The sequence below is a fragment of the Streptomyces sp. NPDC096323 genome (assembly GCF_040302845.1).
Classification (GTDB): domain Bacteria; phylum Actinomycetota; class Actinomycetes; order Streptomycetales; family Streptomycetaceae; genus Streptomyces.
This window is the reverse complement of the sequence record NZ_JBEOSI010000004.1, coordinates 137062-163813: the sequence shown is the minus strand read 5'-3', so window position 1 is coordinate 163813 and position 26752 is coordinate 137062. Positions and strand designations below refer to the sequence as shown.

The window sequence follows — 26752 nt, the reverse complement described above, 5'->3', positions numbered from 1 at the left end:
GCGGGGCGGCGCCGTGCGGTCAGGCGGAGAGCCGGCGTCTGCGGTCGGCGCCGGTGAGGACGACGGTGGTGGTCATCTCGGCGAGACGGGAGGCGACGCGGTCGCCGACGGCGTCGCGGAGCGCGGCGGTCGGCAGATTGGTCGTGAGGAGGGTGGGGAGCAGGTCGGTGTAGCGGCGGTTGATCAGCCGGTACGTGATCTCCTCGGTCCACTCCGACTGCTTGGCTGCGCCGAGGTCGTCCAGGATCAGCAGCGGGCAGGTGCTGAGGGTGGCGAGGTCGCGCTCGGCGTCGTGGCCGGGGCGTGGGCGCAAGCGGGCGTACAGGTCGGCTGTGGTGGCTGCCTCCCACCGCAGCCGTACTCCGGCGGTCAGCAGCGAGCGCACCGCGCCGTACGCCTGGTGCGTCTTGCCGGTGCCGGTGGGCCCGGCGATCAGCAGGGACGGTCCGAGTGCGATGCCCCGGGTGCCGCTCGGTCCGGGCCGTGCGGCGAGGGCCACCTCGTCGACCCACGCGGCAACCTGCTGGTTGTCGGCGAGGGCATGGCGGTAGCGGGGCGGGATGCGGGCCGCGGCCAGGTCCAGCGCGGTCACCCGCTCCGGAGGGGCGTCGGCAGGTGACGTAGTTGGATCGATGCCCCGTTCGGCGAGGATGGTGCCGAGGCGGGCCGCGAGGGTGTTCACGCGCTGCGGCTCGCGGCTGGTGGTGGCTGTGGTCACAGCTGACCCCCGTAGGCCGCCTCGACGTCAGCGGGCGCCGGATTGGTCCATGCCCGGTGCGGGGCGGCAGCTGCTCGTGGAGCGTTCATGGCCTCGTCGACCAGGCTCGGCAGCAGCCCAGCGGACAGCCCCTTGGTACGCATGCGGTCCATCCCGGCCCTGATGTGGTCGGGGGACAATCCCTCGCCGAGCAGTTTGCTGACCACCTTGCCGAGGTGGCCGAGGACGTCGCTGGGCGGGCGGTGTTGGCATGCGGCGACGTGCTCGGCGACCAGATCCTTGGCCGAGACCGAACCCGAGACGGCAGGGGGCGTGGGGGCGCTTGCGCTCCCCACCAAAGGTGATCCTAGATCCAGGATCCTAGGTCCTAGATCCGGACCCTGAGTCCTCACCGCAGTCTCCCAGCGTTGTGGTGAGGGCTCACTGAAGTTGCCCTGACCTGCGGTTTCCCGGTTCACGGAGGGCTCGCTGCGTCCGCGTGACGCATCAGGGTGTCCACCGTGAGGGCTCACGGCCTGTTCACGGAGGGCTCCATGAACAGGCGAGGCAGTCTCGTCCGACCGGCTGCCCTGGTGGCGCGGGCAGGCCGGGCAGCGGCTGCCACTGGGCCGGTTGATCCTCTGGTGGCGGGCCCAGGTGACGATGTGCAGGTACCGCTTGCCGTCGTCGCCTTCGTACCGGCAGATCAGACCCGCACTGTCGAGCTGCGTGAGGTCGTCCTCGACCTCCAGCGGGCCGTGCTCGGGGCGCAGGGACCACAGGGCGCCGGCGATGACGGCGGCCTGGTCGCGGAAGCGGCCATGGTCGTCCGCCTGCGTAAGTAGGCCGAAGAAGGTCCGCTCGGCATGGACGCTCACCGCGGCGAGCGACTCGGAGATGAAGGCTTCCGGCTTGATGGTGCGTATCCGCGCCATGTCTATCGCCCCGCCTTCGTTGGCCGAGCAGGCGAGTTCGGCGACGAGGATGCGACTACGGCCACGAAGGCAGTAGCTTGTTGGGGCATGCACAGTTCCTCACCCGGTGGCGTTATGACCGCCACCGTCTTGATCGTTCAGGTACGGGCGATATCGGTAGGGACTTCCTGGCCCCCGGCGTTGGCCCGCCGGGGGCTTCTTCATGTGCTCGGAACCGCAGGGGTTTCCGGGCGCATGGCCAAGACAGCCACATCTTCCCCGCACAAGTCCAGCATTCCGCCGGGAAAGCCAACAGCTCTCGGCGAACGTGTCGTGCGCGGCTTCCTTAAAACGGTAGACCCGAATCGCCGGTTGACCAAGAAGTTGCATAAAGCGGGCAGTTGGCCAGTGAATCCGTGGCCGGCGCTGGTGAGCGCGCGATGCAAGATGCCCACGTCGAGCACCACGTAGGTGCTACCAGCATGAGGGCAGCAGGTGATTTGGTCATCCGCCAATTCCGGTCTATGTTGCGCCGCTCGCAAGGAGCCTGGGGACCAGATCTGACAAAAAAGATGCGAAACATAGCAGCACATCGCCGGTTACCCAAACCGGCAATGCAGAGCTACAACTGACCCATGTCTGAAAGCCCCTTGGGAATTGGTCCGGCCGGCGTGCTGACCGCCCGCGCCATTACCCGTGCCCGCACAGCGCGCGGATTCGCCCAGCGCCAGCTGGCCGAACGTGTCACCGCGCTCGGCCGACCCATGACCATCACGATGCTGTCCCGCATCGAATGCAGACAGCGCCGCTGCGATGTCGACGACCTCGTCGCCATCGCAGCCGCTCTCGGCCTCTCCCCGCTCGCCCTGCTCGCCGAGACGAGTTAGCGGAACGAGCCCCAACAGCGCTCCCCGGGTGGGCCAACACCCGGCAGCCGCTACGCACATCACCCCGCCCGTACCTGAACCACCAAGACCGGCGTACCCGTCTCCGCACGGCCGCGCCAGAGAAGGAACCTCCTTGCGCCGAGAGGCCATTCCCCCTGCCCTGTTGCCGTTCCGCCTCCGTACCGCGAAGGAGGCGATCTCGCATGGCTGAGCAGCCAGGCACCGGTGTAGCGCCGCCCCGCCTCTACCGTCCCGAGGACCTTGCTGTTGTTCTCGGCTGCTCTGCCTGGTGGGTCAAGGACAGGGCCCGCCGACGGCTGATCCCCTTCACTCGGGTCGGCCGCGCGTATCGCTTCACCGCAGAACACCTCGCAGAGATCATCCGCCTCCACGAGGAACGGCCCGCACGGGCACACCAGCCCGTCACAGCTCGGGCCGCCGCCAAGGCTGACGCACAGCAGGCGAAGGCGCCCCAGCGTGCCGCGCCCACAACCCGCCTGCGGGCGCGGCCTCCGGCCCGCGCCAGGCAGAGCCAGTTCAGCACCGTCGCCTGACACGACCGCGTACCAAGGGAGAGGAGGAGCGTGGGTTTCGCGGAGAAGCGCGCGAACTACTGGCGTGGCCGGTACAAGACCGCACCTGGGAAGCACCTCACGGTCGTCGACGAGCAGGGCAAGGCGATCAAGTTCGCCACCAAGGGCGAGGCTCAGCGCGCCGCGAGCGAGGCCGAGAACAAGTACCGGCGCGGCGACTGGCGTGACCCGGCACTCGGGCAGGAGACGTTCGGCGAGTACGCGAGCCGCTGGTACGAGGCCCAGGACCTGGCCGCATCGACGATGCAGAACTACAAGCGTCATATCGAGGAGCACCTGCTTCCCGACTTCGGGGACCATGCGCTCGCCGGCATCCTGCGCTCGGACGTCGACCGGTGGGAGAAAAAGGAAAGGGCCCTGTACGCGGCCTCCAGCGTCAAGACCTGGCGCTCGACGTTCCACCTGATCTACGAGGACGCGATCGACGAAGGGCTGATCACGTCGAACCCGGCGACCAGGCGGCGTGGGCGGGGCAAGCGCGCGGGCCGCTCCCGTGACCGAGGCCCGGAGAAGGTCGTCACCGATCCGCTCGGCATCCTGTTGATCGCCGAACGAGCAGCACTGCTGTCCGGCCGAGATGACGAGTTCGTCGCCGTCGTCCTCAAGGGTTACACCGGCATGCGCTGGGGCGAAATAGTCGGACTGGAGACCGAGTTCGCCCGACCTGGGTCCGTCCGTGTCGAATGGCAGCTGTACGAACTCGACTCGGGCGAAATGGTGCGCTGCCCGCCCAAGGACGACAGCTATCGCACCCTCGACTCGGTGGACTGGCTGTCCGCCCTGGTCGCCAATCACGTCGCCCGCACGAAGCCGACGCCCTGCACCTGCCACGGTAGGACCTACGTCTTCCGCGGGCAGGGCACGGCTCGTACGGGCGGCCACCACGGTGCGAAACTCGTCGACGTCGCACGCCGTGCCGAAGTCTCCACGGGGACGGTGTCCAACGTCCTCAACCACCCCGATCGCGTCGCTGAGGCGACGCGAATGCGGGTGGAGGAGGCCATCACGGACCTCGGGTTCGTACGAGGCGGCGCGGTGGTGGAGCCTGCGGCCCACTGGCGCAGGAACGGTTTCGCGACGTGGCTGTTCACCCCGGCGGTATCGGGCTGGTACCCGAAGAAGGCCCCGCAGGAGGCACGACCCGTGCCGCTACTCGGCGAGCCGTGGCCAGGAGTCCCCGTGCGAGGGCGGGGCGCCGGCCAACGAGCTGACGCCTGCTGGCTCCCGATCGCCAAGGGCCTCACGCCTCACGGACTGCGCCACGCCCATAGGACCGTGATGGAGGACCTCGGCACCGAGAAGGTCCTCATGGACCAGCGCATGGGACACATCGACGGCTCCGTCTCGGCGCGCTATGCCCATGTCACCCCTGGCATGCGCAAGCGCCTCATGCTCGGCCTGACCGAGCAGTGGGAGGCAGCACTCGCTGCCCGCCTAGCTATGAGGCACGGATCACCGGTGCGCGTTCTCGACGCGCTGTTGCAGGCACGCCTCACTGCTCGATAGTTGTAGGTCAGATCGGGGGCACCCGCTGTGTATGGGGCGCCACTATTTGCCGATGTACCAGAGAGATACGGAGGGAGCCCTTGAGGAGGGCTCCCTCCGTTGTGGCGCTATCCGTTGGAGCGGGTCATCTGGCGCTCGGCGACTCGTGTCCAGTAGCTGATCTGTGAATGAGCGTTCATGAGGTGGCTGAGGAGTTCGTTCGGCTTTGCCCAGCCTTCCTTGTCGAGGAGCGGTCCGCCCTGGGTCTCCTCCACGTTGGCGAGCTCTTCGACATCCAGGTTGACCTGTTCGATGTATTGGGCGATCTGGCTCTTCAGCCGGGTTGCCTTCATGCGGGGTGTCTCGTTGGGTGGGGTGACCGGCCGCGGCAGGGCAGCCCCTGTGGGGTAGACCTCGTACCGCAGCCATGCGTCCTCGATGGGCATGGGCGTACCGGAGGGGTCCTCCTCCCAGACTCCGTACTTGTCGCGAACACCGCGCTGGTAGTCCCCGCTCTCGCTAAGGCGACGGGGATGTGTTCCGGCACGCCCATCGATGATCGCTTGGGCAAGCAACCGCAAACCCTGATCGTTGCTGAGCATCGATTCCAGGATCTGCTGGGGCCCTCGCTTGTCTGCCTCGGTATCGCCCATGACTTCCCGCTTTAGCCCGCCCCATGCTGTTAGGTGGTACTGGGCGATGGCCGCCAGCTCCAGCCGATTCACCCACAAGCCAAGGTCGGAATGGGAGCTGCTGGAATCAGCGCGGAGTTCCTCCAGGGCCGCTTCGAGGAGTTCCTCGGGCGACCTACCAGTGACTGCCCACTCGACCTTTCCATATCGGGCAAGCCGGGCTGTGCGGAGGTACGGAGCGCGCATTCGTTCGGCCCGTTGGCGCTCAGGGTCCTTCGGGTCCAGGGTCGTGGCGATGCTTCGGGTGGCTCTGAGGGCCAACTCCGCGATCACGTCGGTTCGTCGGCCGGGGCTGACGCTCTTCTTGGCCGTCACGTCTTGGATGCCTCGATTGACGAGGTCGCGGTGCTGCTCGCGCAGCAGGGCGGCGAGGACGAAGGCCGCCTGCTCGTCTCGTTCTACGGGGAGTTCTTCATCCTCGGCTTGCTCCGGGGTGAGGAGGCCCGCGAGGTAGTCGTGGACTGGGTCGTCGAGTACATCTGCGCCTCGGAGCACCTCCAGGACGGCCTCGGCCATGGCTTCGAGCTTGCCCGTCTGGCTCCACGGTCGGGGAGGGTCGACGTGGAGCATGCCGACGAAGGCGTTGACGGCGCGGGCGTAGTCGTAGCCTTCCCTGGTCGGGGTGAAGCGGAGGAACACTCGGGCTGGCGTGATCAGCGCGTTGCGCTGTCGGATCAGTCGATTGCGGGCGGCGGGACGCAACGCGTCGGGTTCGGCCTCGCTAATTGCGCCGGTGAAGCGTCGGTAGTCGTCGCGGTTTGCGGGGTAGTGGTAGTGGGTCTGTGCGTCGGTGAGCCCCAAGACCTGCTGGGCGTTGGTGATGCGGCTGGAGCCGTCAGCTGTCCCCAGGAGTGGCATGGAGGGTTCGCCGTCGCGGTGGCGCAACTCGAAGAAGACGACGTTCACCGGCATGGCGATGCCGCGCGCGGCGATGGACTCGCGCAGGTTGTTGTTCGCCAGGATGAACTCGCGGGCACGCTCCGTCTCGTCCAGCACATGGCTCACGCCCTCGCCCTCGATCCAGAGCGTGGTGGTCGCGCCGGAGGCGGAGCGGGGTCCCGCCAGGGGACCCGCGTACCCGTCGGCACCGGCCGCTGGGTACACCCTCTTTTCCATCGTGCGGTTGTTGGTGGGTAGCGGTACCAGGCCGGGCACGTAGAGGTCGAGGTCTATGGCCTCGATAACGCCGCCGGCGATGTTCACGCGCGTCGGGCGTCTCAGCAGAGACCTCAGTTCACTGGGGTCGACAGCGGCGTGGGCCAACGCGGTGGCGAACTCGGGAGGCAGCCCGGCCTGCGCGCCCGCCGTGGCGGCGCGGTTCACCGCCGCCATCTTCGGCAAGGCTGGCAAGTCGCTGTCGCCGAACCGCGACCAGATCGCCGCGCTGTCCTGTTCCGCGTCGAACTCATCGGCCACGGTGTCGTACTCCTCCATGTCCGGTGTCGCCTCCTCGTACTCGGTGTCGTTCTGAACGGTCACGTTGTCCTCCGGGGGCGTGGTGATCGGTGGTGAGGGTGCACGGTTGGTTCTGGGAACGGTCCAGGTACGGGCTGTCGGCCCTGGTGGGCCGCCGACAGCCGGTCGCGTTAGGGAGTGGGGGCCTTGCCGGAGTGAGGCTTTCCGAGCTCGCGCAGGTCGCTGCGGATCGAGCTCTCGTCCCGCTGGAGCAGCCGCGCAATGACGGCCGTCGGCACGCTCAGGGCGTGCAGCTCGGCTACCCGGCGGCGCCGCTTGGCGATCTCGCCGGACTTCGTCTGCTTCTTGCGCCGCTCCTCTGCGGTCTCACCGGCCAGGAACACGTGCTCATCCTGGCTGTCCTGGGCATAGCGGCGGCAGCTCTCCAGCAGGAGGCACGTACAGCACATCGCCCGGGCCTGAGGCAGGTCGCGCTCCGCCACGGCGAGCTCGCCGTCGAAGGCTGCCCGCTGCCTGCTCATACTGGGGAACCGACTCGGATCCCAGGTGCCGCACGTGGCGTCGCCCAGGGGCGGTCCGAACGGTTCCATTGCCCTGAACAGGGCATCGTGCGGAAGCACGTCTTCGATTTCGTCGTGGGGCTCCACAGCACTCCTCCTCAGACCGCGGCTCGCACGGTGTTGAGGACGAGGGGGTCACACCCAGGTTCTCTTGATCGTCAGATGGCGCCGTTCGAGTCTCTGGATGTGCGAGACGATCAGTACTGGGCAATTCCCAGTCCTGTCGCGTGTCTGCGCCGTTCGGCGCTCGCACTGCCTGCGGAGTGACCCCCGAAGCGAAGCCACTGCCAGTGTGACACCCGACTCCGCCGATCCGGGAGAAATGAAGGGATCGATCGAGGAGCGTCTGGCGCGCTCGACTTTGCGGGTGTCGTGTTCTGCCGACAGGAGCCCTGTGAGTGGGGGCTCTGGCATCCGTGCCAGCAGCTGGGGAGCCGGATTTCGAGGTTGGCTCCCAAACGGCTCCCAAGACGCCCCCGGAAACCACTCAGGGGCCTGATCCACTAAGTGGATCAGGCCCCTGACCTGGTCTTACGGCTGTCGGGGTGGCGGGATTTGAACCCACGACCTCTTCGTCCCGAACGAAGCGCGCTGCCAAGCTGCGCTACACCCCGATCGCCGCCGGTCTCCCGGCGACATCGATTACTTTAGCCCACCGGCGCCCGGAGACGAAATCCGCTTTTTGTGCCGATCGCGCGGGCGCCGACCGTCACACGTCCCGGGCCGTCAGGGTCAGCAGGGTCGCCTCCGGAGGGCAGGCGAAGCGGACCGGGGTGTAGCGGTTGGTGCCGCAGCCTGCCGAGACGTGGAGGTAGGCGCGGTGGCCGTCGGCCGTGTGGCTGGAGAGGCCCTTCACCCGGTCCGTGTCCAGGTCGCAGTTGGTGACGAGGGCCCCGTAGAAGGGGATGCACAGCTGGCCGCCGTGGGTGTGGCCGGCCAGGATCAGCGGGTAGCCGTCCGCGGTGAACGCGTCGAGTGAGCGCAGGTAGGGGGCGTGGACCACGCCGATGGAGAGGTCGGCGCCCGTCTCGGGGCCGCCCGAGACCTCCGCGTAGCGGTCGCGCTTGATGTGCGGGTCGTCGAGGCCGGTGAAGGCCAGCTCCAGGCCGTCGAGCTTCAGGCGGCCGCGGGTGTTGGTCAGGTTCAGCCAGCCCGCGTCGTCGAAGGCGTCGCGCATCGGTTCCCACGGGTTGTGGACCACGCCGACCGCCGGAGCGTTCCCGTTGAGACCGTGCTTGCCCGCGGCCTTCTCGAAGAGGTAGCGGGCGGGGTTGCGGAGCTTGGGGCCGTAGTAGTCGTTGGAGCCGAACACGTACACGCCCGGGAACTCCATCAGCGGGCCGAGCGCGTCGAGCAGCTCCGGTACGGCCTCCGGGTCGGAGAGGTTGTCGCCGGTGTTCACGACGAAGTCCGGGCGCAGCCCGGCAAGCGACTGCAGCCAGGCCCGCTTCTTGCGCTGGCCGCTGACCATGTGGACGTCCGAGATCTGCAGGACGCGCAACGGGCGTGCCCCGTGCGGGAGTACCGGGATGGTGACCCTTCGCAGGCGGAACGAGCGGGCCTCGAATCCGGCCGCGTAGGCGAGACCGGCGGCGCCGGCCGCGGCGGTGACCGCCGTGATTTTCAGGGGTACTCCGTAGCGTGCGCGCATGCGCCCATCGTCGCAGACAGGGCGTGCCCACAGGAAAACCGGCGGGCGGCGGGCACCCCGCACCTGCCACAATCACCCCATGACCACGCTCAAGTCCAAGCTCAAGGAAGACCTCACCACGGCCATGAAGGCGCGCGACGAGCTGACCTCGTCCACGCTCCGGCTGACCCTCACCGCGATCACCAAGGAGGAGGTCGGCGGCAAGACGGCCCGCGAACTCTCCGACGACGAGGTGCAGAAGGTCATCGCCAAGGAGGCCAAGAAGCGCCGCGAGGCGGCCGAGGCCTTCGCGAAGGGCGGCCGGACCGAGCAGGCCGAGCGGGAGACGAAGGAGGGCGAGCTCCTCGACGCCTACCTCCCCAAGCAGCTGAGCGACGACGAGCTGACCGCGGTCGTGGCATCCGCCGTCGACGAGGCGAAGGCCGCCGGGGCCGAGGGGCCGCGCGCCATGGGCGCCGCCATGAAGATCGTGAACCCGAAGGTCGCGGGGCGCGCCGAGGGCGGCCGGGTGGCCGCCGCGGTGAAGAAGCTCCTCGCGGGCTGAGCCGGCGAGGCACGGCGGGGGCGGCGGGCAGCCCAGTGGGCGGCAGACAGGCAGCCCAGCGGGCGGCACGCAGCGCCCAGCACGCAGCAGACGCAGCGCCCAGCACGCAGCGGACATGGAGGTGGGGCGCCCTCGGCCCGGGGGCGCCCCACCTCCATGTCTGACAGCCGTACGCAGCCGGTGACGCGACCGGCGGCCCGGTCAGGGGCCGTTCGTCCCGCCGTCGTTATGACCGCGGCCGTTCCCGTTGTTTCCGCCGAGCAGGTCCGGCGGGATGCTGATACCGGGGAAGGGATTGTCGTCGCCGGACTTGTCGTCGTCGCCCGGCTTCTTCTTGTCCCGGCCCTTGTTCTTGTCCTTGTCCACCTTCGGCTTTGCCCGCGGTACATCGACCGGGTTGAAGGCCGGAGTCTCGGAGGCGTCCAGGGAACCGGTCATCGCCGTACGCCAGATCGGCCCGGGCAGACAGCCACCACAGACGTCCTCGTAGTACTGACCACCGATGGTGATGTTGCTCATCGGGATCTGCTTCGCGCCGTCGCTGCCGACCCACACCGCCGTGGACAGGTTCGGTGTGTAGCCGACGAACCAGGCGTTGATGCGCTCGTCGGTGGTACCGGTCTTGCCCGCGTTGTCACGGTCGCTGAGACCGGCCGACTGCCCGGTGCCGTCCTCGACGACGCCCTTGAGCATCTGGTTGATGGTGTCGGCCGAGTGCTCGCTCATCGCCTTGTCGCACCGCGACTGCGGGACGCCGATCTTCTTGCCGTCCGGCTTGGTCACCGACAGGATCGCGATCGGGGAGCAGTACGTGCCACGGTTGGCGAAGGTGGCGTACACCGAGGCCATCGCCAGCGGCGTCGACTCCTGGCCGCCGAGGGTGGTGGAGGGAGACTGCCGCAACGGCTTGTTGTCGCCGCGGTCGTAGCCGACCTTCTTGGCCATCGTGATCGTCTCGCAGAGGCCGGTCTTCTGCTCCAGCTTGGCGAAGTAGGTGTTGATCGACTTGCCCAGCGCGCTGGTCATGTCGAACATGCCCTTCTCCGACTCCGTCTCGTTCTCCACGTCCCACGGAATGGTGTCCGCGGGGCCGCCCTCACAAGTGCGGAACGCGTCCGCGGGCAGAGTTATCGAGGAAGGAGTGTCGAAGCTCTGCGCCGGGCTGATGCCCTTCTCCAGCGCGGCCGCCGCGGTGATCGGCTTGAAGGTCGATCCCACCTGGAAGCCGGCGTAGCTGCCGCCCATCTTGTGGTCGACGGAGAGGTTCAGCACGGTCTGGTGCTTGGATGCGTCCAGTCCGTAGGGACGTGACTGTGCCATCGCCAGGATCTGGCCGGTGCCGGGCTGGACCTGGACGACCGAGGTCGCGACCTTGTCGTCCTCGTTCACCCGCGAGGTGGCTGCCTCGTTGGAGGCGGCCTGGGAGCGCGGGTTCAGCGTCGTCTTGATGGTCAGCCCGCCGGTCGCCCAGAGCTTGGCGCGGTCCTTGGCGGTCTTGCCGAAGGCCGGGTCGCTCGTGACGATCTGGCGTACGTAGTCGCAGAAGAAGCCGGACCCGCTGACCGCGGTGATGCAGCCGTTCTTCGGCCGTTTCACCTTCAGCTTGATCGGGGTCGCCTGGGCCTTGGCGGCCTCTTCCGGCGAGATGTCCCCGACGTCGGCCATCCGCTGGATGACCGTGTTGCGGCGCTTGGTCGCCTCTTCCTTGTCGTTGACGGGGTCGTAGCGGCTGGGCGACTGCACGATGCCGGCCAGCAGCGCCGCCTCCTCGATCTTCAGGTCCTTCGCCGACTTGGAGAAGTAGCGCTGGGAGGCCGCCTCGACGCCGTACGCCTGCTGCCCGAAGAAGGTGATGTTGAGGTAGTTCTCCAGGATCTTCTTCTTGCCGAGCTCTTCCTCGACCTGGATCGCGTACTTCAGCTCCTGGACCTTGCGGCCCAGCGTCTGCTGGGTGGCCTGGGCGACCTTGGTGGGGTCGTCACCGGCCTCCTCGACGAAGACGTTCTTCACGTACTGCTGGGTGAGGGTCGACGCGCCCTGCGCGGTCCCGCCCGCCTGTACGTTGCGGTTCATCGCACGCAGGATGCCCTTGAGGTCGACGGCGCCGTGCTCGTAGAAGCGGGCGTCCTCGATCGCGATGATCGCCTTCTGCATGTATGGAGAGATCTTCGCCAGCGGCACCACGGTCCGGTCCCGTGAGTACACCGTGGCGATCTGGCCGCCCTGGTTGTCCAGGATTGTGGTGCGCTGGCTGAGCGGCGGAGTCTTGAGGTTGGCCGGGATCTCGTCGAATCCGTCGACCGTTCCCTTGGCGGCGAGACCCAGTGCTCCGGCGGCCGGCAGCGCGATGCCCGCCAGGACCACTCCGGAGAGTGCGGCGACACCGAGGAACTTGGCGGCCTGCTGGGTCGTCGTGAGACCCCCGCCCGAGCGCTTCTTTGGCATGGGGGCAGCCTACGTTCTCATTCGCCGGACACACGTATATGCCTTGGCCTAAGCTGCTCTCAACTGTCACAGCAGTCCGGTTTCGTATCAACCCCCCTGCATGACCCTGTGCATGACCCGGCCACGAGTTCAGGCGCTCCCGAAATCGCCTCGTGTGTCATCGACCGTCCGTTATGCCTCAGGTGATCTGTCCCGATTCTTCCGGGATAGTCGCGCATGTCCTTGCCTCACTCCCCTGGGTGATCTGCCGCGTACGCATAGTCCGTTCGGGCCATTCAAGATTGGGCCCGAAGGGGGTGTTGTGCTGTCGCCACCTTCCGTAACGTCCTCAACTGGCAGCGGTGAATATGCCGCTACCGCCGTGGGGGAGCCTCGATTCGGGAGAGGACGGCGCCGGGATGGGCTGGGTAACCGACTGGAGTGCGCAGGCAGCCTGCCGCACTACCGATCCGGATGAACTGTTCGTACAAGGGGCAGCGCAGAACAGGGCCAAGGCGGTGTGCACCGGATGCCCGGTGCGGACCGAGTGCCTTGCCGACGCGCTCGACAATCGCGTCGAATTCGGCGTGTGGGGTGGAATGACCGAGCGGGAGCGCCGCGCACTGCTGCGCCGGCGCCCGACGGTCACGTCCTGGCGCCGGCTGCTGGAGACCGCGCGCAGCGAGTACGAGCGGTCCACGGGCATTCTGCCCGTGGCGATCGGGCTGGAGGACGACGAGCTGCACGAGACGCTTGCCGCCGTGGGGTAGCCCCGGGCGGCAGGGCGGACGACGGGGTGACTACGCAACTCCGGCCGGGGCGGAACCGGTCGCGAGCCGGTCCCCGATGGCTCGCAGCCCTGCGAGGTCATGGACATCTCCGGGCAGCGCGGCCACGGCGGTCACGGCCACCTCGGGATGCAGTGCGGCGAAGCGGTCGCGTGTGCGCTGTTCGCGCGCGACCACCTGCATCCGTTCGGCGTGCAGACGCAGCAGACCTGCCGTCAGCTGGTCGACGGTCACGGCGTCTGTGAGCACGGGGTCTGATGCGGCGGCGGTAGCGGCGTCGGCATCGATGTCCGGGAGGTCGGCGGGGTCCTGCTCCGAGGCATGCTCGGACGGTTCGGGGGTGGCGGCTCCTGCGGTGTCCGGGGGATGTGGGGAACCGGCCGCGGGGGATTCGGCGGGCTCACGAAGTCCAGCCTTCCCGGCACCCTGATCCACAATGCCGTCGGCCTCAAGATTTTCTGCGGCGGCGAGCGCGCGCTCCGCGGAGAGCCGGGCGGCGTCACTGCCGTGGACCCGGTTGAGCACCAGACCGGCCAGCGGCATGTCCTCCGCGGCCAGCCGTTCCACGAAGTACGCCGCTTCGCGGAGCGCGTCCCGCTCCGGTGTCGCGACGACGAGGAACGCCGTGCCGGGTGCCTGGAGAAGCTTGTACGTGGCGTCGGCGCGGGTGCGGAACCCGCCGAACATGGTGTCCATCGCGGCGACGAAGGTCTGCACGTCCCGCAGGAACTGGCCGCCGAGCAGCTTGCCCAGCGTCCCCGTCATCATCGACATGCCCACGTTGAGGAACTTCATTCCGGCGCGACCGCCCATTTTGGCCGGGGCCATCAGCAGCTTGATGAACTTCCCGTCCAGGAACGAGCCCAGCCGCTTCGGCGCGTCCAGGAAATCCAGCGCGGAGCGCGACGGCGGGGTGTCGACGACGATCAGGTCCCACTCGTCGCGCGCCCGCAGCTGACCGAGCTTCTCCATGGCCATGTACTCCTGCGTGCCCGCGAAACCGGCCGACAGGGACTGGTAGAAGGGATTGTCCAGGATCGCCCGGGCCCGCTCCCCGTCCGCGTGCGCCTCGACGATCTCGTCGAAGGTCCGCTTCATGTCGAGCATCATGGCGTGCAGTTCGCCGGTGCCCTGCGTCCCGACGCCCTTCACCCGGCGGGGGATGTTGTCCAGGGAGTCGATGCCCATGGACTGGGCGAGCCTGCGCGCCGGGTCGATGGTGAGGACGACGACCTTGCGGCCGCGCTCGGCCGCGCGTACGCCGAGGGCTGCCGCGGTCGTGGTCTTGCCGACGCCGCCGGAGCCGCAGCACACGATGATCCGGATGCCGGGATCGTCGAGCAGGGCGTCGGTGTCCAGGGCGGGGGCGGGGGTGGGCCCCGGGTCCGGTTCCTTGCCCGGTTCCGTTACCGACTCCGTGTCCGCGGCCGCTCCCGTGCCCGATGTCATGAACCCACCCCTTGTTCCCCCGCCCCTTCGCCCACGCCCTGCTTGCGCAGCTCAACCGCCAGCTCGTACAGCCCGGCCGGATCCACGCCCTCGCCGATCAGCGGGAGTTCGTACCCCGGCAGCCCGAGCCCCGCCAGCACGGCCCGCTGCTCACGTTCCAGCTCGACGCGCTGAGCGTGCTCGGCCGCCTGTTCGACCAGGGGGCGTACGAGCCCCGCGGAGCCGGTCACGCCGGCCCGGGTCAGCGTCTTGGCGATCTCCTTGCGCCGCCCGCCCGCGGCGGTGCGCAGCGCGTCCTCGTCCAGCAGGTGCGGGCGCACCATGTTCACGATGACCCGGCCCACCGGCAGTTCGGCGGCCCGCAGCTCCGCGATTCCGTCGGCGGTCTCCTGGACCGGCATCTCCTCCAGGAGGGTCACCAGATGCACGGCCGTGCCGGGGGACTTCAGCACCCGCATCACGGCCTGGGCCTGATTGTGTATCGGGCCGATCCGGGCCAGCCCCGCCACCTCGTCGTTCACGTTGAGGAAGCGGGTGATGCGGCCGGTCGGCGGGGCGTCCATGATCACGTAGTCGTAGACGAACCGGTTCCGCTTGTCCCTGCGGCGTACCGCCTCGCACGCCTTGCCCGTCAGCAGGACGTCGCGGACGCCGGGCGCGATGGTGGTGGCGAAGTCGATCGCGCCGAGCTTCTTCAGCGCCCGGCCCGCGCTGCCGAGTTTGTAGAACATCTGGAGGTAGTCGAGGAGGGCCCGCTCGGCGTCGATCGCGAGCGCGTACACCTCGCCGCCGCCCGGCGCGACGGCGATCTTGCGCTCCTCGTAGGGGAGGGAATCCGCCTCGAAGAGCTGGGCGATGCCCTGCCTGCCCTCGACCTCGACCAGGAGGGTGCGCCTGCCCTCGGTCGCGAGGGCGAGCGCGAGGGCGGCGGCGACCGTGGTCTTACCGGTACCGCCCTTGCCGCTGACGACCTGGAACCTGCTCACGTATTCGAGCCTAACCAGTCGCGCCGCAGGCTACGCACGAGGCTGCGCATGGCAGGGATGGCCCAGGCATTACAGTCGGGCCATGACCAAGTGGGAATACGCGACCGTGCCCCTTCTCGTGCACGCGACCAAGCAGATTCTGGACACCTGGGGCGAGGACGGCTGGGAGCTCGTCCAGGTCGTCCCCGGCCCGAACAACCCCGAGCAGCTCGTGGCCTACCTGAAGCGGGAGAAGCACTAGTGGCGGGCGCCGTCGAGGCGAAGCTCGCCGAACTGGGCCTCGCCCTGCCGGACGTCGTGCCGCCGCTCGCCTCGTACCAGCCGGCCGTGCAGTCCGGGCCGTACGTGTACACCTCGGGCCAGCTGCCGATGGTGGACGGCAAGCTCGCCGTCACCGGCAAGGTCGGTGCGGAGGTCACGCCCGACGAGGCCAAGGAGCTGGCGAAGACCTGCGCGCTCAACGCCCTGGCCGCCGTGAAGTCGGTCGCCGGTGACCTGGACCGGATCGCACGCGTCGTGAAGGTCGTCGGCTTCGTCGCCTCCGCCACGGACTTCACGGGCCAGCCCGCGGTGATCAACGGCGCGAGCGAGCTGCTCGGCGCGGTGCTCGGTGACAAGGGCGTACACGCCCGCAGCGCCGTCGGCGTCGCCGTGCTGCCGCTGGACGCGCCGGTCGAGGTCGAGGTCCAGGTCGAGCTGACCGGAGCCTGAGCCGAAGCCGTATCGCGCCGGGGCTCCGCCCCGATTCCGTGGGATCCCGTCCGGTCGTGACGACCGGGCGGGATCATCTGTGTACGGGGCATGTACGGATCACCCGGCCCTCGAACATCGTCGCGGTTCCGGATAGCCTCCGGCCATGTCCAATGGTCAGTGGTACCCACCGGAATGGCCCGACCGGATCCGGGCCCTCGCCGCAGGCGAACTGACGGCGGCGACCCCCAGGCGCGCCGCCACCGTGATGCTGCTCCGGGACGCCGCCGCGGGTACCGGGCAAGGGCCCACGGTCCACATGCTGCGCCGGCGCACCTCCATGGCCTTTGCCGGAGGGGCGTACGCCTATCCGGGTGGCGGGGTCGACCCGCGCGACGACGACCGGCTCGTCCGCTGGGCCGGGCCCGCGCTGGAGAGCTGGGCGTCGCGGCTCGGCGTCGGGACGCCCGCCGAGGCACAGGCGATCGTCTGCGCCGCGGTCCGTGAGACGTACGAGGAGGCGGGCGTCCTGCTCGCCGGACCGACCGCGGACACGGTCGTCAGGGACACCACCGGCGAGGACTGGGAGGCCGACCGCGAGGCGCTGGTGGCGCGGGAGCTGTCGTTCGCGGAGTTCCTCGACCGGCGGGGGCTGGTGCTGCGGTCGGACCTGCTCGGCGCGTGGGCGCGCTGGATCACTCCGGAGTTCGAACCGCGCCGTTACGACACCTGGTTCTTCGTCGCCGCGCTGCCGGCCGGCCAGCGCACCCGCAACGCCTCGACGGAGGCCGACCGCACGGTGTGGATCGGTCCGGGCGAGGCGGCCGACGGATACGACCGGGGTGAGCTGCTCATGATGCCGCCGACGGTTTCCACGCTGCGTGCGCTCAGGCCGTACGCCACCGCCGCGCAGGCGCTTGAGGCGGCATCGGGCCAGGACCTCACCCCCGTGCTCGCACAGGCCCGCCTGGAGGGCGAGGAGCTGGTGCTGAGCTGGCCGGGGCACGAGGAGTTCACCAAGCACATCCCGGCGGGCGGTCCGGGCGGCAGGAACGGCGGGGCGGCATGAGTGACGCGGCCGCGCTGCCCGGTCAGCCGCGCGGCGGGGTGCTGTCCGGCCCCGCCACGACCCGTACGGTCAACGTCCTCGCGCCCAACGCGTCGGCGATGACGCTGGACGGCACCAACACCTGGATCGTGGCCGAACCGGACTCGGACCTCGCGGTGGTCATCGACCCGGGCCCGCTGGACGACGCCCATCTGCGGGCGGTCATCGACACGGCCGGGCAGGCGGGCCGCCGGATCGGGCTCACCCTCCTCACCCACGGCCACCCCGACCACGCCGAGGGCGCGGCGAGGTTCGCCGAGCTGACCCGTACGAAGGTGCGGGCGCTGGACCCGGAGTTCCGCCTCGGCGACGAGGGCCTGGGTGCGGGGGACGTGATCACGACCGGTGGGCTGGAGATGTACGTGGTGCCGACGCCGGGTCACACCGGGGACTCGCTCTCCTTCCATCTGCCCGCCGATGGCGCGGTGCTGACGGGGGACACGATCCTCGGACGCGGGACGACGCTGGTGGCGCACCCGGACGGGCGGCTGGGGGACTACCTCGACTCGCTGCGGCGGCTGCGGTCGCTGACGGTCGACGACGGCGTCCACACGGTGCTGCCCGGACACGGCCCGGTGCTGGACGACGCGCAGGGCGCGGTCGAGTTCTACCTGGCGCACCGCGCGCACCGCCTGGCCCAGGTCGAGACGGCCGTGGAGGCCGGGTATCTGACGTCGTCCCAGGTGGTGGCGCATGTGTACGCGGACGTGGACCGGTCCCTGTGGCCTGCGGCGGAGCTGTCGGTGCGGGCGCAGCTGGAGTACCTGCGGGAGCACGGACTGATCTGACGGGCTGCCCGGGCAACGTACGCGAGGCCCCACGCATGTACGCGAGGCGCCCGGGCGTGCACGCGAGGCCCCCGGGCATGGCTCAAGGCCCCCGGGCATGACTCGAGGCCCCCGGGCATGACTCGAGGCCCCCGGGCATGTACGCGAGGCCCCCGGACATGTACGCGAGGGCCTCGGAAACGTACGCGAGGGCCTCGCCGGTACCGGCGAGGCCCTCGGGCGTTTCGTGTGTCAGGCGTTGCGTACCACGACGGGCTAGCGGGACCGCTTGGCCAGCCGCTCCACGTCCAGCAGGATCACCGCACGGGCCTCGAGTCGCAGCCAGCCGCGGCCGGCGAAGTCGGCGAGAGCCTTGTTGACCGTCTCGCGGGAAGCGCCGACCAGCTGGGCCAGCTCCTCCTGCGTCAGGTCGTGCACGACGTGGATGCCCTCTTCCGACTGGACGCCGAAGCGGCGCGACAGGTCGAGGAGGGCGCGGGCGACGCGGCCCGGCACGTCGGAGAAGACCAGGTCGGACATCTGGTCGTTGGTCTTGCGCAGGCGTCGGGCGACGGCGCGCAGCAGGGCCGTGGCCACCTCGGGGCGCACGTTCAGCCAGGGCTGAAGGTCGCCGTGGCCGAGGCCGAGGAGCTTGACCTCGGTCAGCGCGGTCGCGGTGGCGGTGCGCGGGCCCGGGTCGAAGAGCGACAGCTCACCGATCAGCTCGCCGGGGCCGAGGACGGCCAGCATGTTCTCCCGCCCGTCGGGGGACGTGCGGTGGAGCTTCACCTTGCCCTCGGTGACCACATAGAGGCGGTCTCCCGGGTCACCCTCGTGGAACAGCGCGTCGCCGCGCGCGAGGGTCACCTCACTCATCGAGGCGCGGAGCTCCGCGGCCTGCTCGTCATCGAGCGCCGCGAAAAGCGGGGCGCGCCGCAGAACGTCGTCCACGAGTTCTCTCCTTGTCGGCCTGTTCAGGGAACCGTGGTCCCCATCATGCCGGACGGTAAAACAGTGCGATCAATCACAAACCAGTTTGACGCACGCGCGTGCCGGAGCGTACGGCAGGGGGCCGATTGAGGTCGGATCTCCCGTGAACCGGGTGGTTGCCGGTGGTGGCCACTGGACCGGCCGGGTGACGGGAACGCCGGTGAGAGCGCAGGTCGCGGGGGCTGACCGGGGTGTCTGCGGGCCGCGATTCCGCTGTGGGCGAACAGGTCGAACGGGCCCGGCTCATACGGCCAGTGCCCGCCTTGCGGTCGCGGGTCAGGCGCCGGGGGCGGAATAGGGGAGGATACCCCCGGCCGGTATCAGAATCAGGGTTGACCGCTTACCCCCGGGGGGTATGTACTGCGAGTGTTGCCCCGTACCTCTCCCGTCCGAACCGCCGAGGAGTCCGCCATGAACACCGCCCTGAGGATCACCGCCTTCACCGCCGGCCTCGCCGCCGTCTTCGGCACCTCGTACGGCATCGGCCACGTCACCGGCACCACCTCCCCGAAGCCCTCCACCGCGGCCCACGCGGGGCACGCGTCCGCTGCCCCGCCTTCGGATCCGGGCGGCGACGGGGCGCCGGCCGGCGCGGACCGTCTGCCCGGTGGCCTGCAGGTCTCCGAGCGCGGCTACACGCTCAGCCTCGGCGACCCCTACGTCACGGCAGGCGCCTCCGCCGACCTGCGCTTCCGCATCCTCGGCGCGGACGGCAAGCCGGTCACCGCCTACCGGTCCGCGCACGGCAAGGAGTTGCATCTCATCGTCGCCCCGCGCGACCTCTCGACCTTCCAGCACCTGCACCCCACCCGTGCCGCCGACGGCACCTGGCGCACCTCCGCGGCCCTGCCCGCCGCCGGCGAGTACCGCGTTTTCGCCGACTTCACCCCGGCCGGCGCCGCGCAGGGCCTCACCCTCGGCGCCGATCTGCACGCCGCGGGCGACCTGCGTCCCGTGCCACCGGACAGGACGGGGCGCACCGTCACCGTCGACGGGTACCGCGTCACCCTGGCCGGCGACCTCACCCCCGGCCGCTCCACGCGTCTCAGCCTCGCTGTCACCAAGGACGGCAGGCCCGTCACCGATCTTCAGCCCTATCTCGGCGCGTACGGCCATCTGGTTGCCCTGCGCGCCGGCGACCTCGCCTATCTCCACGTCCACCCCGACGGTGAGCCGGGTGCCGCCGGCACCGCGTCGGGCCCGGACATCACCTTCACCACCACCGCGCCGAGCCGAGGCGTCTACCGCCTGTTCCTGGACTTCCGGCACGGGGGCGTGGTCCGTACCGCGGCCTTCACGGTCACGGCCGCCGATGGGCCGACTACCGCGACCACCCCTTCCCCTTCCCCTTCCCCGTCGGCTTCCGCTTCCGAGCCCGCAGGGCATGACGGCGATCATCAGCACTGAGCCCGAGGCTCACGGTCACCGCGCCGGGCGAGGACATACGCCGACATCGTGACCGGCTCCTGAAGCGGCCGCGGCGGTTCGGCCCTTCGGCGTAGCCTTCGTGCATGGCAGAGAGCAAGGTCCGTAAGCCCGCGGCCGAACCGGCGGTGAAGGCGGCTGCGAAGCCGGGGAAACCGGAGTCCCGCCTGGCGATGGTGCGGCGGGCGCGGAAGATCAACCGAGTCCTGGCCCAGACGTATCCGTACGCCCATCCGGAACTGGACTTCGAGAATCCGTTCGAGCTGCTGGTGGCCACCGTGCTCTCGGCGCAGACGACGGACCTGCGGGTGAACCAGACGACGCCGGCGCTGTTCGCGAAGTACCCGACTCCGGAGGACATGGCGATGGCCGTCCCGGAGGAAATGGAAGAGATCATCCGGCCGACGGGCTTCTTCCGGGCCAAGACCAAGTCGCTCATAGGCCTCTCCGTCGCCCTCCGGGACCGTTTCGGCGGTGAGGTGCCGGGGCGCCTGGCGGATCTCGTGACGTTGCCCGGCGTCGGCCGCAAGACCGCCAACGTCGTCCTGGGCAACGCCTTCGGCGTTCCGGGCATCACGGTCGACACCCACTTCGGCCGGCTGGTCCGCCGCTGGAAGTGGACCGAGCAGGAGGAGCCGGAGAAGGTCGAGGAGGCGGTCGCGGCGATCTTCCCCAGGAGTGAGTGGACGATGCTGTCTCACCGCGTGATCTTCCACGGCCGCCGCGTCTGCCACTCCCGAAGGCCCGCCTGCGGCGCGTGCCCGGTCGCCCCGCTCTGTCCCTCGTACGGTGAGGGCGAAACGGACCCGGAGAAGGCCAGGAAGCTGCTGAAGTACGAGATGGGGGGCCAGCCGGGCCAGCGGCTGAAGCCGCCGCCGGACTACCCGGGCGGACCCGCCCCCACTCTGGGCGCCGGCTGACAGGCCCGGACCGCGCCGGAACGAAATGCGGGACGCCGGGCGTTGGGAGACGAGGGGTGCCTATGAAGACGCATGAACACAGCACGGACGCGGCCACCACCGCCGGACAGAACGCCGCCGCACAGGACCGGCCCGGTGCGGCCGCCGCACGCGACGGCCGCGAAGCCGCACGCAACACCGCAGACGGCGCCGACACCGCGGACGGCGCCGCGATCGACGTCACCGCCGAGGGTCTGCCCAGCTGGCTGGAGCCCGTCGCCCGGGCCGCGCGGACCGTCGAACCGCGGCAGCTCAGCCGCTTCCTGCCGCCCGCGAGCGGCGCCGGGCGGCAGTCCGCCGTGCTCGTCCTGTTCGGCGAGGGTGCCCGGGGGCCGGAGCTGCTCCTGATGGAGCGCGCCGGAAGTCTGCGCTCCCACCCTGGCCAGCCCTCCTTTCCCGGCGGTTCACTGGACCCGGCCGACGGCGACCAGGCGACGACGGGACCGCTCCGGGCCGCGCTGCGCGAGGCCGAGGAGGAGACCGGTCTCGATCCGCGAGGCGTGCAGATCTTCGGAGTGCTGCCGCGGCTCTACATCCCCGTGAGCAGTTTCGTGGTGACGCCCGTCCTCGGCTGGTGGCGTTCGCCCAGCCCGGTCGGGGTCGTCGACCCCGCCGAGACCGCCCGGGTCTTCACGGTTCCCGTGGCAGATCTCACGGATCCCGCCAACCGGGTGACCACGCACCACCCCAGCGGTCACCGGGGCCCGGCATTTCTGGTCGAATCGGCACTCGTGTGGGGGTTCACGGCCGGGGTGATCGACCGGATTCTGCACTTCGCGGGCTGGGAGCGCCCCTGGGACAAGGCCAAGCAGGTGCCGCTCGACTGGCGCGCATGACAGGCTGGCTCCCGTGCTCCGCCGCCGGGCTCTGCCGGCCACGGGAGACGTGCGGGCCCGGTGACGAATCTGCGAGGCAATAGACGGTGAACGTGCTGGACATCCTGCTGCTGGCCGCCGCCGTGTGGTTCGCGGTCATCGGTTACCGCCAGGGGTTCGTCGTCGGCATTCTGTCGGTGATCGGGTTCCTGGGCGGCGGTCTCGTCGCCGTCTATCTGCTGCCCGTCCTGTGGGACCAGGTGACGGACGGCTCCGAGGTCTCGTCGACGGCGGCCATCGTCGCCGTCGTCATCGTGATCGTGTGCGCCTCGGTGGGCCAGGCCTTCACCACCCACCTGGGAAACAAACTCCGCCGGTACATCACGTGGTCGCCCGCCCGCGCCCTCGACGCGACCGGCGGCTCCCTCGTCAACGTCGTCGCGATGCTGCTGGTGTCTTGGCTGATCGGCTCCCTACTGGCCGGTACGTCCATACCGACGCTGGGCAAGGAGGTCCGCAGCTCCTCCGTCCTGCTCGGCATCGACCGAGTGCTGCCGCCCGAGGCCTCCACGTGGTTCACGGACTTCTCCTCTGTCCTCGCGCAGAACGGCTTCCCACAGGTCTTCAGCCCGTTCGCGAACGAACCGATCACCGAGGTCAGGGCCCCCGACCCGGCCCTGGCCGGCAGCCCCGTCGCGGCCCGCGCCAAGCAGTCGATCGTCAAGGTCGTCGGTACGGCCCCGAGCTGCGGCAAGGTCCTCGAAGGCACCGGATTCGTCTTCTCGAGCCGCCGGGTGATGACCAACGCCCACGTCGTCGGCGGCGTCGACGAGCCGACCGTGCAGATCGGCGGGCAGGGACGGCTGTACGACGCGAAGGTCGTGCTCTACGACTGGCGGCGCGACATCGCCGTACTGGACGTGCCCGACCTGGACGCGAAGCCACTGCAGTTCACCGACACCGACAACGACGCCTCGACCGGGAACAGCGCGATCGTCGCGGGGTTCCCGGAGAACGGATCGTACGACGTACGCTCCGCGCGTGTCCGGGCCCGCATCGACGCGAACGGGCCCGACATCTATCACCGGGGCACCGTCCAGCGCGATGTCTACTCGCTCTTCACGACGGTCCGTCAGGGAAACTCCGGCGGCCCGCTGCTGACACCCCAAGGGAAGGTGTACGGAGTCGTCTTCGCCAAATCGCTCGACGACCCCGACACCGGTTACGCCCTCACGGCCGACGAGATCCGCGAGGACATCACGCGGGGCCGTGCCGCCAACCAGCAGGTCGACAGCCAGGGCTGCGCGCTTTAGTCAGGCGGGTGCGGGCCCGGGCGGAGCCGGTTTGCGCGGGCCGCGGGTCATCCGCGCGGGTGACGCAGCCGCGCCGAGACCCAGCGTGCCCGGCGGCGCAGAATGTGCGGAATGCCGAGCCGGGGATCATGCAGAACGTGAATGGTGTGCACCCGGCCCTGGAGGCCGCCCCCCTCGTGAGTGCCCGGAGCCGCCGTGGCGGTCGAGCGACGATTGCGTGCTGTGTCACCGAAGTCGTGCGTCCAGCCCATACCTCGACGTCTGCCCGTGACGCATGGTCGGTAACCGCCCATTCGCCAGCCAATTGGCCTATGCGTCAGGCAAGTGGCTGTTCGACGGACAGGTGTGCGCGTCAGCTACCGGTCGGGCTCGGAATCCTTGAGCCAGTTGATGAGTTCGGCCGAGAACCCGTCCGGATCCTCCTCGTGGGGGAAGTGCCCCAGACCGTCGAAAAGTCGCCAACGGTACGGTGCCTCGACGTATTCGCCGGACCCCGCCGAGCTCCGGGTGCGGACCGCCGGATCGAGTGAACCGTGCAGGTGCAGCGTCGGCACCCGCACCGGCCGCTTCATGCGCCGGTTGAACTGGATGCCGTCCGGACGCGCCAGCGAGCGCACCATCCAGCGGTAGGGCTCGATCGAGCAGTGCGCGGTCGACGGGATGGACATGGCCCGCCGGTAGACGTCCACCGCCGCGTCGTCCGGGAAATCCGCGGTGCCCGGCCCCGCCCACTCGTGGATCAGCCGCCCCACCAACGCCGCGTCGTCCGCCACCAGCTGACGCTCCGGCACCCAGGGCCGCTGGAAGCCCCAGATGTACGATCCCGCACGCGACTGGGCGAAGTCGGAGAGCATCGAGGAGCGCCACCGGCGCGGATGCGGCATCGAGGAGACCACCAGTCGGCGCACGAGCTTGGGACGCATCACCGCGGCCGTCCAGGCGAGGTAGCCGCCCATGTCGTGGCCGACCAGCGCGGCGTCCGGTTCGCCGAGTGAGCGGATGACGCCCGTGATGTCGAGCGCAAGATTGGCGGGGTCGTAGCCGCGTGGCGTCCGGTCGCTGCCGCCCACCCCGCGCAGGTCCATCGCCACGGCCCGGAATCCCGCGTCGGCGAGTGCCGGGAGCTGATGGCGCCAGGTCCACCAGAACTGCGGAAAGCCGTGCAGGAGGAGGACCAGCGGCCCTTCACCCATTTCAGCGATATGGAAGCGGGCGCCGTTGGCCGCGACGTCCCGGTGCGTCCAGGGGCCGTCGATGCGTACGGGACCGCCGGCCGCGGCCGCGGGGCCCGGCGGACCGCCGGGAGCCGGGGCGGCCGGGGCGGGAGTGGGGCCTGCCGGGCCCACGGGCTTCTCGTGGCCCGCCCTGTCCTCCGGGCCCACAGGGCGGGATGCGCTGGAATCGGGGACCGTCATGTGGACGAGCGTGCCACAGCAGACGCCTTGTCCTGGACCGGACGGTTCTCGATGGCCTTGTCCGCAAGTGTGCTGCCGCCGACCGGCAGGATCGCGTCGGCGCCGATGCTCGGGCGCGGGTGCGGCTTGACACCTTGCAGGACGGCTGCGGTCTGCTTGGCCGAGGCGATGGACTTCTCCGGCGGCTTGACCTTCTTGAACTTGGCGTAGCCGAAGAGCGCGAGCAGGATCCCCAGCAGGATGAACGCACAGCCCACGATCAGGAACGACCAGGCGAGGCCGAGTCCCAGGTTGTGGATTCCGTACGCGGCCGCGAAGCTCAGCACCGGGATCGCGAACAGGATCAGCACGCCCGTGACGATGAACGCCACGCTGCCGATGACGCCGCGCTTGACGTCCTGTCGCACCTCCGCCTTGGCCAGGGCGATCTCGTCGTGCACCAGCGCCGACAGTTCGGCCGTCGCCGAGGCGACCAGCTGCCCGAGACTGCGGTCGGCGCTGCCCGCGTAATTGCCGGGGTCGCTCATCCCTGACTCCCTCTCCTGTTCAACACATCCGATGTCAGATCATGCCGGACTGTCCGGCTTGTTGCTCGCTGCCCCCGCCAGTTGGGCAAGGCGGCGGTGCTCGGCCGCCTTCTTCTCGTAGAGCGCGGCCATCCGCAGGTGGTACTCCGGATCGTCCTGTTCGTAGATGTCCGGAACCCCGGACGCGTCCTCGTCGAGTTCCTCGGCGTCGAACAGCGCCCGGTATCTGCGTACCCGCAGTTTGAGCAGTACACCGGAGAGTACGGCGGCAATCACGGAACCGATGAGAACCGACGCCTTGATCTCGTTGATCATGTCGTCGTCGCCGGTGAAGGCGAGCTCCCCGATCAGCAGCGAGACCGTGAAGCCGATGCCGGCGAGTGAGGCGACCGCGAAGACATCGGCCCAGGCCAGCTCCTTGTTCAGCTCCGCCTTGGTGAACCGGGTGGCAAGCCACGTACCGCCGAAGATGCCGATCGTCTTGCCGACGACGAGTCCCAGGACGACACCGAGCGCCTCGGGCCGGGTGAACACGCCGGCCAGTGAGCCGCCCGAGAGGGAGACCCCGGCGGAGAAGAGCGCGAACAGCGGTACGGCGATTCCGGCCGACAGCGGTCGGACCAGGTGCTCGATGCGTTCGCCGGGGGAGTGGTCCTCGCCCTCGCGCCGGGTGCAGCGCAGCATCAGCCCCATGGCGACACCGGCGATGGTGGCGTGGACGCCGCTGTTGTACATCAGCCCCCAGATGACCAGGGCGAGCGGGACGTAGACGTACCAGCCGCGGACGTCGAACCGCAGGAGCAGGTAGAAGACCGCCAGACCGGCGAAGGCGCCTGCGAGCGCGACGAAGTCGATGTTCTCGGTGAAGAAGACCGCGATGATCAGGATGGCGAAGAGGTCGTCGACGACGGCGAGCGTCAGCAGGAACGCGCGGAGCGCGGCCGGCAATGAGGTGCCGATGACGGCGAGGACGGCGAGTGCGAAGGCGATGTCGGTGGCCGTGGGGACGGCCCAGCCGTCGGTGGATCCGTCGCCGACCAGGTTCACCAGCGCGTAGACCACCGCCGGTACCGCCATGCCGCACAGCGCGGCGACGACCGGGAGTGCGGCTGCCTTGGGGTCGCGCAGTTCTCCCGCGACGAGTTCGCGCTTGAGCTCGACCCCCGCGACGAAGAAGAAGACCGCCAGCAGCCCGTCGGCCGCCCAGTGCTCCACGGACAGATGGAGGCCCAGCGCCTCAGGCCCGAAGTGGAAGTCGCTGACGTCCGAGTAGCTCGATCCGAAGGCGTTCGCCCAGACGAGCGCGGCAACGGCGGCGACCAGCAGGATGACTCCCCCGACGGTCTCCGTGCGCAGGGCGTCGGTGAGGTAGTTGCGCTCGGGGAGCGGCAGACGTCCCAGGAAGGTGCGGCGGGAGGAGGGGGGTGCGGGGGTGGGCGTGGCCACGGGGGGAGACCTCCGGGTCGGTACGACAGCGACGGCATGGCTGATGCACTTGCCGACCAGACTTCCCGGCACACCTTGTGGAGATTTCTTATCGTTTTATTGATCAGCTGCCACTGTACCCGGGGCGTTGCTGGTGGAGGGGGCGTTGGGTGGACCTGGGGCGTGCGGGGCCGTGACCGGCGATCGTCACACTAGGGCCTGTATGGAGTTG

The 26752-nt window shown here is 69.6% G+C and carries 26 protein-coding genes and 1 tRNA gene; 13 read left to right on the top strand and 14 right to left on the bottom strand.

Annotation, left to right across the window (positions count from 1 at the left end):
• Positions 1–19: 19 nt before the first annotated feature.
• Both ABTX18_RS12065 and ABTX18_RS12060 read right to left on the bottom strand, forming a co-directional pair.
• Positions 20–718, bottom strand: coding sequence for an ATP-binding protein (locus ABTX18_RS12065; RefSeq protein WP_352122618.1), 699 nt, complete (start codon positions 716–718; stop codon positions 20–22).
• Positions 715–1632 (bottom strand): hypothetical protein, encoded by a 918-nt coding sequence (locus ABTX18_RS12060; RefSeq protein WP_352123077.1) that lies wholly within the window; start codon positions 1630–1632, stop codon positions 715–717. Before ABTX18_RS12060 ends, ABTX18_RS12065 begins: the two co-directional genes overlap by 4 nt.
• Before the next feature lie 614 nt (positions 1633–2246).
• Between ABTX18_RS12060 and ABTX18_RS12055 the strand changes: the two genes are divergently transcribed.
• From ABTX18_RS12055 to ABTX18_RS12045, 3 genes are all read left to right on the top strand, one after another.
• Positions 2247–2498 (top strand): helix-turn-helix domain-containing protein, encoded by a 252-nt coding sequence (locus tag ABTX18_RS12055; protein WP_352122617.1) that lies wholly within the window; start codon positions 2247–2249, stop codon positions 2496–2498.
• A 203-nt stretch (positions 2499–2701) separates the two neighbouring features.
• A complete protein-coding gene (locus tag ABTX18_RS12050; RefSeq protein WP_352122616.1) occupies positions 2702–3052 on the top strand; it encodes a helix-turn-helix domain-containing protein in 351 nt (116 codons plus the stop codon).
• Between the two features lie 30 nt (positions 3053–3082).
• Positions 3083–4597, top strand: coding sequence for a LacI family DNA-binding transcriptional regulator (locus ABTX18_RS12045; RefSeq protein ID WP_352122615.1), 1515 nt, complete (start codon positions 3083–3085; stop codon positions 4595–4597).
• 107 nt (positions 4598–4704) lie between these two features.
• Here ABTX18_RS12045 and ABTX18_RS12040 read toward each other — a convergent pair whose 3' ends face one another.
• From ABTX18_RS12040 to ABTX18_RS12025, 4 genes are all read right to left on the bottom strand, one after another.
• Positions 4705–6747, bottom strand: a complete 2043-nt coding sequence (locus ABTX18_RS12040) for a hypothetical protein (protein WP_352122614.1) — start codon at positions 6745–6747, stop codon at positions 4705–4707.
• 107 nt (positions 6748–6854) lie between these two features.
• The gene (locus tag ABTX18_RS12035; protein WP_352123076.1) at positions 6855–7274 is read right to left on the bottom strand and encodes a WhiB family transcriptional regulator; all 420 of its coding nucleotides are present in this window, start codon (positions 7272–7274) and stop codon (positions 6855–6857) included.
• Positions 7275–7784: 510 nt separating this feature from the next.
• A tRNA-Pro gene (locus ABTX18_RS12030) sits at positions 7785–7858 on the bottom strand.
• A 95-nt stretch (positions 7859–7953) separates the two neighbouring features.
• On the bottom strand, positions 7954–8895 hold the full coding sequence (locus ABTX18_RS12025) for a metallophosphoesterase (RefSeq protein WP_352122613.1): 942 nt from the start codon (positions 8893–8895) through the stop codon (positions 7954–7956).
• A gap of 79 nt (positions 8896–8974) precedes the next feature.
• Between ABTX18_RS12025 and ABTX18_RS12020 the strand changes: the two genes are divergently transcribed.
• The gene (locus ABTX18_RS12020) at positions 8975–9439 is read left to right on the top strand and encodes a GatB/YqeY domain-containing protein (RefSeq protein WP_352122612.1); all 465 of its coding nucleotides are present in this window, start codon (positions 8975–8977) and stop codon (positions 9437–9439) included.
• Positions 9440–9640: 201 nt separating this feature from the next.
• On the opposite strand, the gene ABTX18_RS12015 is transcribed toward ABTX18_RS12020, so the two are convergent.
• On the bottom strand, positions 9641–11884 hold the full coding sequence (locus ABTX18_RS12015) for a transglycosylase domain-containing protein (RefSeq protein WP_352122611.1): 2244 nt from the start codon (positions 11882–11884) through the stop codon (positions 9641–9643).
• A 398-nt stretch (positions 11885–12282) separates the two neighbouring features.
• Between ABTX18_RS12015 and ABTX18_RS12010 the strand changes: the two genes are divergently transcribed.
• Entirely contained in the window at positions 12283–12633 is a 351-nt protein-coding gene (locus ABTX18_RS12010) for a WhiB family transcriptional regulator (RefSeq protein ID WP_185092287.1), read from the top strand.
• A gap of 30 nt (positions 12634–12663) precedes the next feature.
• Here the strand turns inward: ABTX18_RS12010 and bagB are convergent, their stop codons facing one another.
• Both bagB and bagA read right to left on the bottom strand, forming a co-directional pair.
• The gene (bagB, locus tag ABTX18_RS12005) at positions 12664–14100 is read right to left on the bottom strand and encodes an ATPase BagB (protein ID WP_352122610.1); all 1437 of its coding nucleotides are present in this window, start codon (positions 14098–14100) and stop codon (positions 12664–12666) included.
• Positions 14097–15086 carry an ATPase BagA gene (gene bagA, locus ABTX18_RS12000; RefSeq protein ID WP_352122609.1) on the bottom strand — a complete coding sequence of 330 codons (990 nt, stop codon included), beginning with the start codon at positions 15084–15086 and terminating at the stop codon, positions 14097–14099. The genes bagB and bagA overlap by 4 nt, the downstream gene beginning before the upstream one ends.
• Positions 15087–15168: 82 nt before the next feature.
• On the opposite strand from bagA, the gene sp36 reads away from it, so the two are divergent.
• The 4 genes from sp36 to ABTX18_RS11980 all read left to right on the top strand — a co-directional run bounded on the left by sp36 (position 15169) and on the right by ABTX18_RS11980 (position 17672).
• A complete protein-coding gene (gene sp36, locus ABTX18_RS11995) occupies positions 15169–15327 on the top strand; it encodes a Sp36 family protein (protein WP_352122608.1) in 159 nt (52 codons plus the stop codon).
• The gene (locus ABTX18_RS11990; protein ID WP_352122607.1) at positions 15327–15797 is read left to right on the top strand and encodes a RidA family protein; all 471 of its coding nucleotides are present in this window, start codon (positions 15327–15329) and stop codon (positions 15795–15797) included. The genes sp36 and ABTX18_RS11990 overlap by 1 nt, the downstream gene beginning before the upstream one ends.
• A gap of 145 nt (positions 15798–15942) precedes the next feature.
• Complete coding sequence (locus ABTX18_RS11985) at positions 15943–16845, top strand: NUDIX hydrolase (protein ID WP_352122606.1); 903 nt, start codon at positions 15943–15945, stop codon at positions 16843–16845.
• Positions 16842–17672 (top strand): MBL fold metallo-hydrolase, encoded by an 831-nt coding sequence (locus ABTX18_RS11980; RefSeq protein WP_352122605.1) that lies wholly within the window; start codon positions 16842–16844, stop codon positions 17670–17672. The genes ABTX18_RS11985 and ABTX18_RS11980 overlap by 4 nt, the downstream gene beginning before the upstream one ends.
• A 255-nt stretch (positions 17673–17927) precedes the next feature.
• Here the strand turns inward: ABTX18_RS11980 and ABTX18_RS11975 are convergent, their stop codons facing one another.
• The gene (locus ABTX18_RS11975; protein WP_123460131.1) at positions 17928–18602 is read right to left on the bottom strand and encodes a Crp/Fnr family transcriptional regulator; all 675 of its coding nucleotides are present in this window, start codon (positions 18600–18602) and stop codon (positions 17928–17930) included.
• Positions 18603–19052: 450 nt separating this feature from the next.
• Between ABTX18_RS11975 and ABTX18_RS11970 the strand changes: the two genes are divergently transcribed.
• The 4 genes from ABTX18_RS11970 to ABTX18_RS11955 all read left to right on the top strand — a co-directional run bounded on the left by ABTX18_RS11970 (position 19053) and on the right by ABTX18_RS11955 (position 23153).
• Positions 19053–20048 (top strand): DUF8832 domain-containing protein, encoded by a 996-nt coding sequence (locus tag ABTX18_RS11970; RefSeq protein ID WP_352122604.1) that lies wholly within the window; start codon positions 19053–19055, stop codon positions 20046–20048.
• A gap of 104 nt (positions 20049–20152) precedes the next feature.
• Positions 20153–20986 carry an endonuclease III gene (nth, locus tag ABTX18_RS11965; protein ID WP_352122603.1) on the top strand — a complete coding sequence of 278 codons (834 nt, stop codon included), beginning with the start codon at positions 20153–20155 and terminating at the stop codon, positions 20984–20986.
• A 62-nt stretch (positions 20987–21048) separates the two neighbouring features.
• The gene (locus ABTX18_RS11960) at positions 21049–21861 is read left to right on the top strand and encodes an NUDIX hydrolase (RefSeq protein WP_352122602.1); all 813 of its coding nucleotides are present in this window, start codon (positions 21049–21051) and stop codon (positions 21859–21861) included.
• A gap of 86 nt (positions 21862–21947) precedes the next feature.
• Positions 21948–23153 carry a MarP family serine protease gene (locus ABTX18_RS11955; protein WP_352122601.1) on the top strand — a complete coding sequence of 402 codons (1206 nt, stop codon included), beginning with the start codon at positions 21948–21950 and terminating at the stop codon, positions 23151–23153.
• 47 nt (positions 23154–23200) lie between these two features.
• Here ABTX18_RS11955 and ABTX18_RS11950 read toward each other — a convergent pair whose 3' ends face one another.
• The 4 genes from ABTX18_RS11950 to nhaA all read right to left on the bottom strand — a co-directional run bounded on the left by ABTX18_RS11950 (position 23201) and on the right by nhaA (position 26541).
• Complete coding sequence (locus ABTX18_RS11950; RefSeq protein WP_352122600.1) at positions 23201–23404, bottom strand: hypothetical protein; 204 nt, start codon at positions 23402–23404, stop codon at positions 23201–23203.
• Positions 23405–23509: 105 nt separating this feature from the next.
• On the bottom strand, positions 23510–24568 hold the full coding sequence (locus ABTX18_RS11945) for an alpha/beta fold hydrolase (RefSeq protein ID WP_352122599.1): 1059 nt from the start codon (positions 24566–24568) through the stop codon (positions 23510–23512).
• Positions 24565–25095 (bottom strand): phage holin family protein, encoded by a 531-nt coding sequence (locus ABTX18_RS11940; RefSeq protein ID WP_352122598.1) that lies wholly within the window; start codon positions 25093–25095, stop codon positions 24565–24567. The genes ABTX18_RS11945 and ABTX18_RS11940 overlap by 4 nt, the downstream gene beginning before the upstream one ends.
• A gap of 39 nt (positions 25096–25134) precedes the next feature.
• A complete protein-coding gene (gene nhaA / locus ABTX18_RS11935) occupies positions 25135–26541 on the bottom strand; it encodes a Na+/H+ antiporter NhaA (protein ID WP_352122597.1) in 1407 nt (468 codons plus the stop codon).
• Between the last annotated feature and the right edge of the window lie 211 nt (positions 26542–26752).

Excerpts from the sequence above, each read along its gene's own strand:
- ABTX18_RS12060 (WP_352123077.1), bottom strand. The coding sequence starts at position 1,632 with ATGGCGCGGATACGCACCATCAAGCCGGAAGCCTTCATCTCCGAGTCG.
- ABTX18_RS12055 (WP_352122617.1), top strand. The coding sequence starts at position 2,247 with ATGTCTGAAAGCCCCTTGGGAATTGGTCCGGCCGGCGTGCTGACCGCC.
- ABTX18_RS12050 (WP_352122616.1), top strand. The coding sequence starts at position 2,702 with ATGGCTGAGCAGCCAGGCACCGGTGTAGCGCCGCCCCGCCTCTACCGT.
- ABTX18_RS12035 (WP_352123076.1), bottom strand. The coding sequence starts at position 7,274 with ATGGAACCGTTCGGACCGCCCCTGGGCGACGCCACGTGCGGCACCTGG.
- ABTX18_RS12025 (WP_352122613.1), bottom strand. The coding sequence starts at position 8,895 with ATGCGCGCACGCTACGGAGTACCCCTGAAAATCACGGCGGTCACCGCC.
- ABTX18_RS12020 (WP_352122612.1), top strand. The coding sequence starts at position 8,975 with ATGACCACGCTCAAGTCCAAGCTCAAGGAAGACCTCACCACGGCCATG.
- ABTX18_RS12015 (WP_352122611.1), bottom strand. The coding sequence starts at position 11,884 with ATGCCAAAGAAGCGCTCGGGCGGGGGTCTCACGACGACCCAGCAGGCC.
- ABTX18_RS12010 (WP_185092287.1), top strand. The coding sequence starts at position 12,283 with ATGGGCTGGGTAACCGACTGGAGTGCGCAGGCAGCCTGCCGCACTACC.
- bagB (WP_352122610.1), bottom strand. The coding sequence starts at position 14,100 with ATGACATCGGGCACGGGAGCGGCCGCGGACACGGAGTCGGTAACGGAA.
- sp36 (WP_352122608.1), top strand. The coding sequence starts at position 15,169 with ATGACCAAGTGGGAATACGCGACCGTGCCCCTTCTCGTGCACGCGACC.
- ABTX18_RS11985 (WP_352122606.1), top strand. The coding sequence starts at position 15,943 with ATGTCCAATGGTCAGTGGTACCCACCGGAATGGCCCGACCGGATCCGG.
- ABTX18_RS11980 (WP_352122605.1), top strand. The coding sequence starts at position 16,842 with ATGAGTGACGCGGCCGCGCTGCCCGGTCAGCCGCGCGGCGGGGTGCTG.
- ABTX18_RS11970 (WP_352122604.1), top strand. The coding sequence starts at position 19,053 with ATGAACACCGCCCTGAGGATCACCGCCTTCACCGCCGGCCTCGCCGCC.
- nth (WP_352122603.1), top strand. The coding sequence starts at position 20,153 with ATGGCAGAGAGCAAGGTCCGTAAGCCCGCGGCCGAACCGGCGGTGAAG.
- ABTX18_RS11960 (WP_352122602.1), top strand. The coding sequence starts at position 21,049 with ATGAAGACGCATGAACACAGCACGGACGCGGCCACCACCGCCGGACAG.
- ABTX18_RS11950 (WP_352122600.1), bottom strand. The coding sequence starts at position 23,404 with ATGGGCTGGACGCACGACTTCGGTGACACAGCACGCAATCGTCGCTCG.
- ABTX18_RS11945 (WP_352122599.1), bottom strand. The coding sequence starts at position 24,568 with ATGACGGTCCCCGATTCCAGCGCATCCCGCCCTGTGGGCCCGGAGGAC.
- ABTX18_RS11940 (WP_352122598.1), bottom strand. The coding sequence starts at position 25,095 with ATGAGCGACCCCGGCAATTACGCGGGCAGCGCCGACCGCAGTCTCGGG.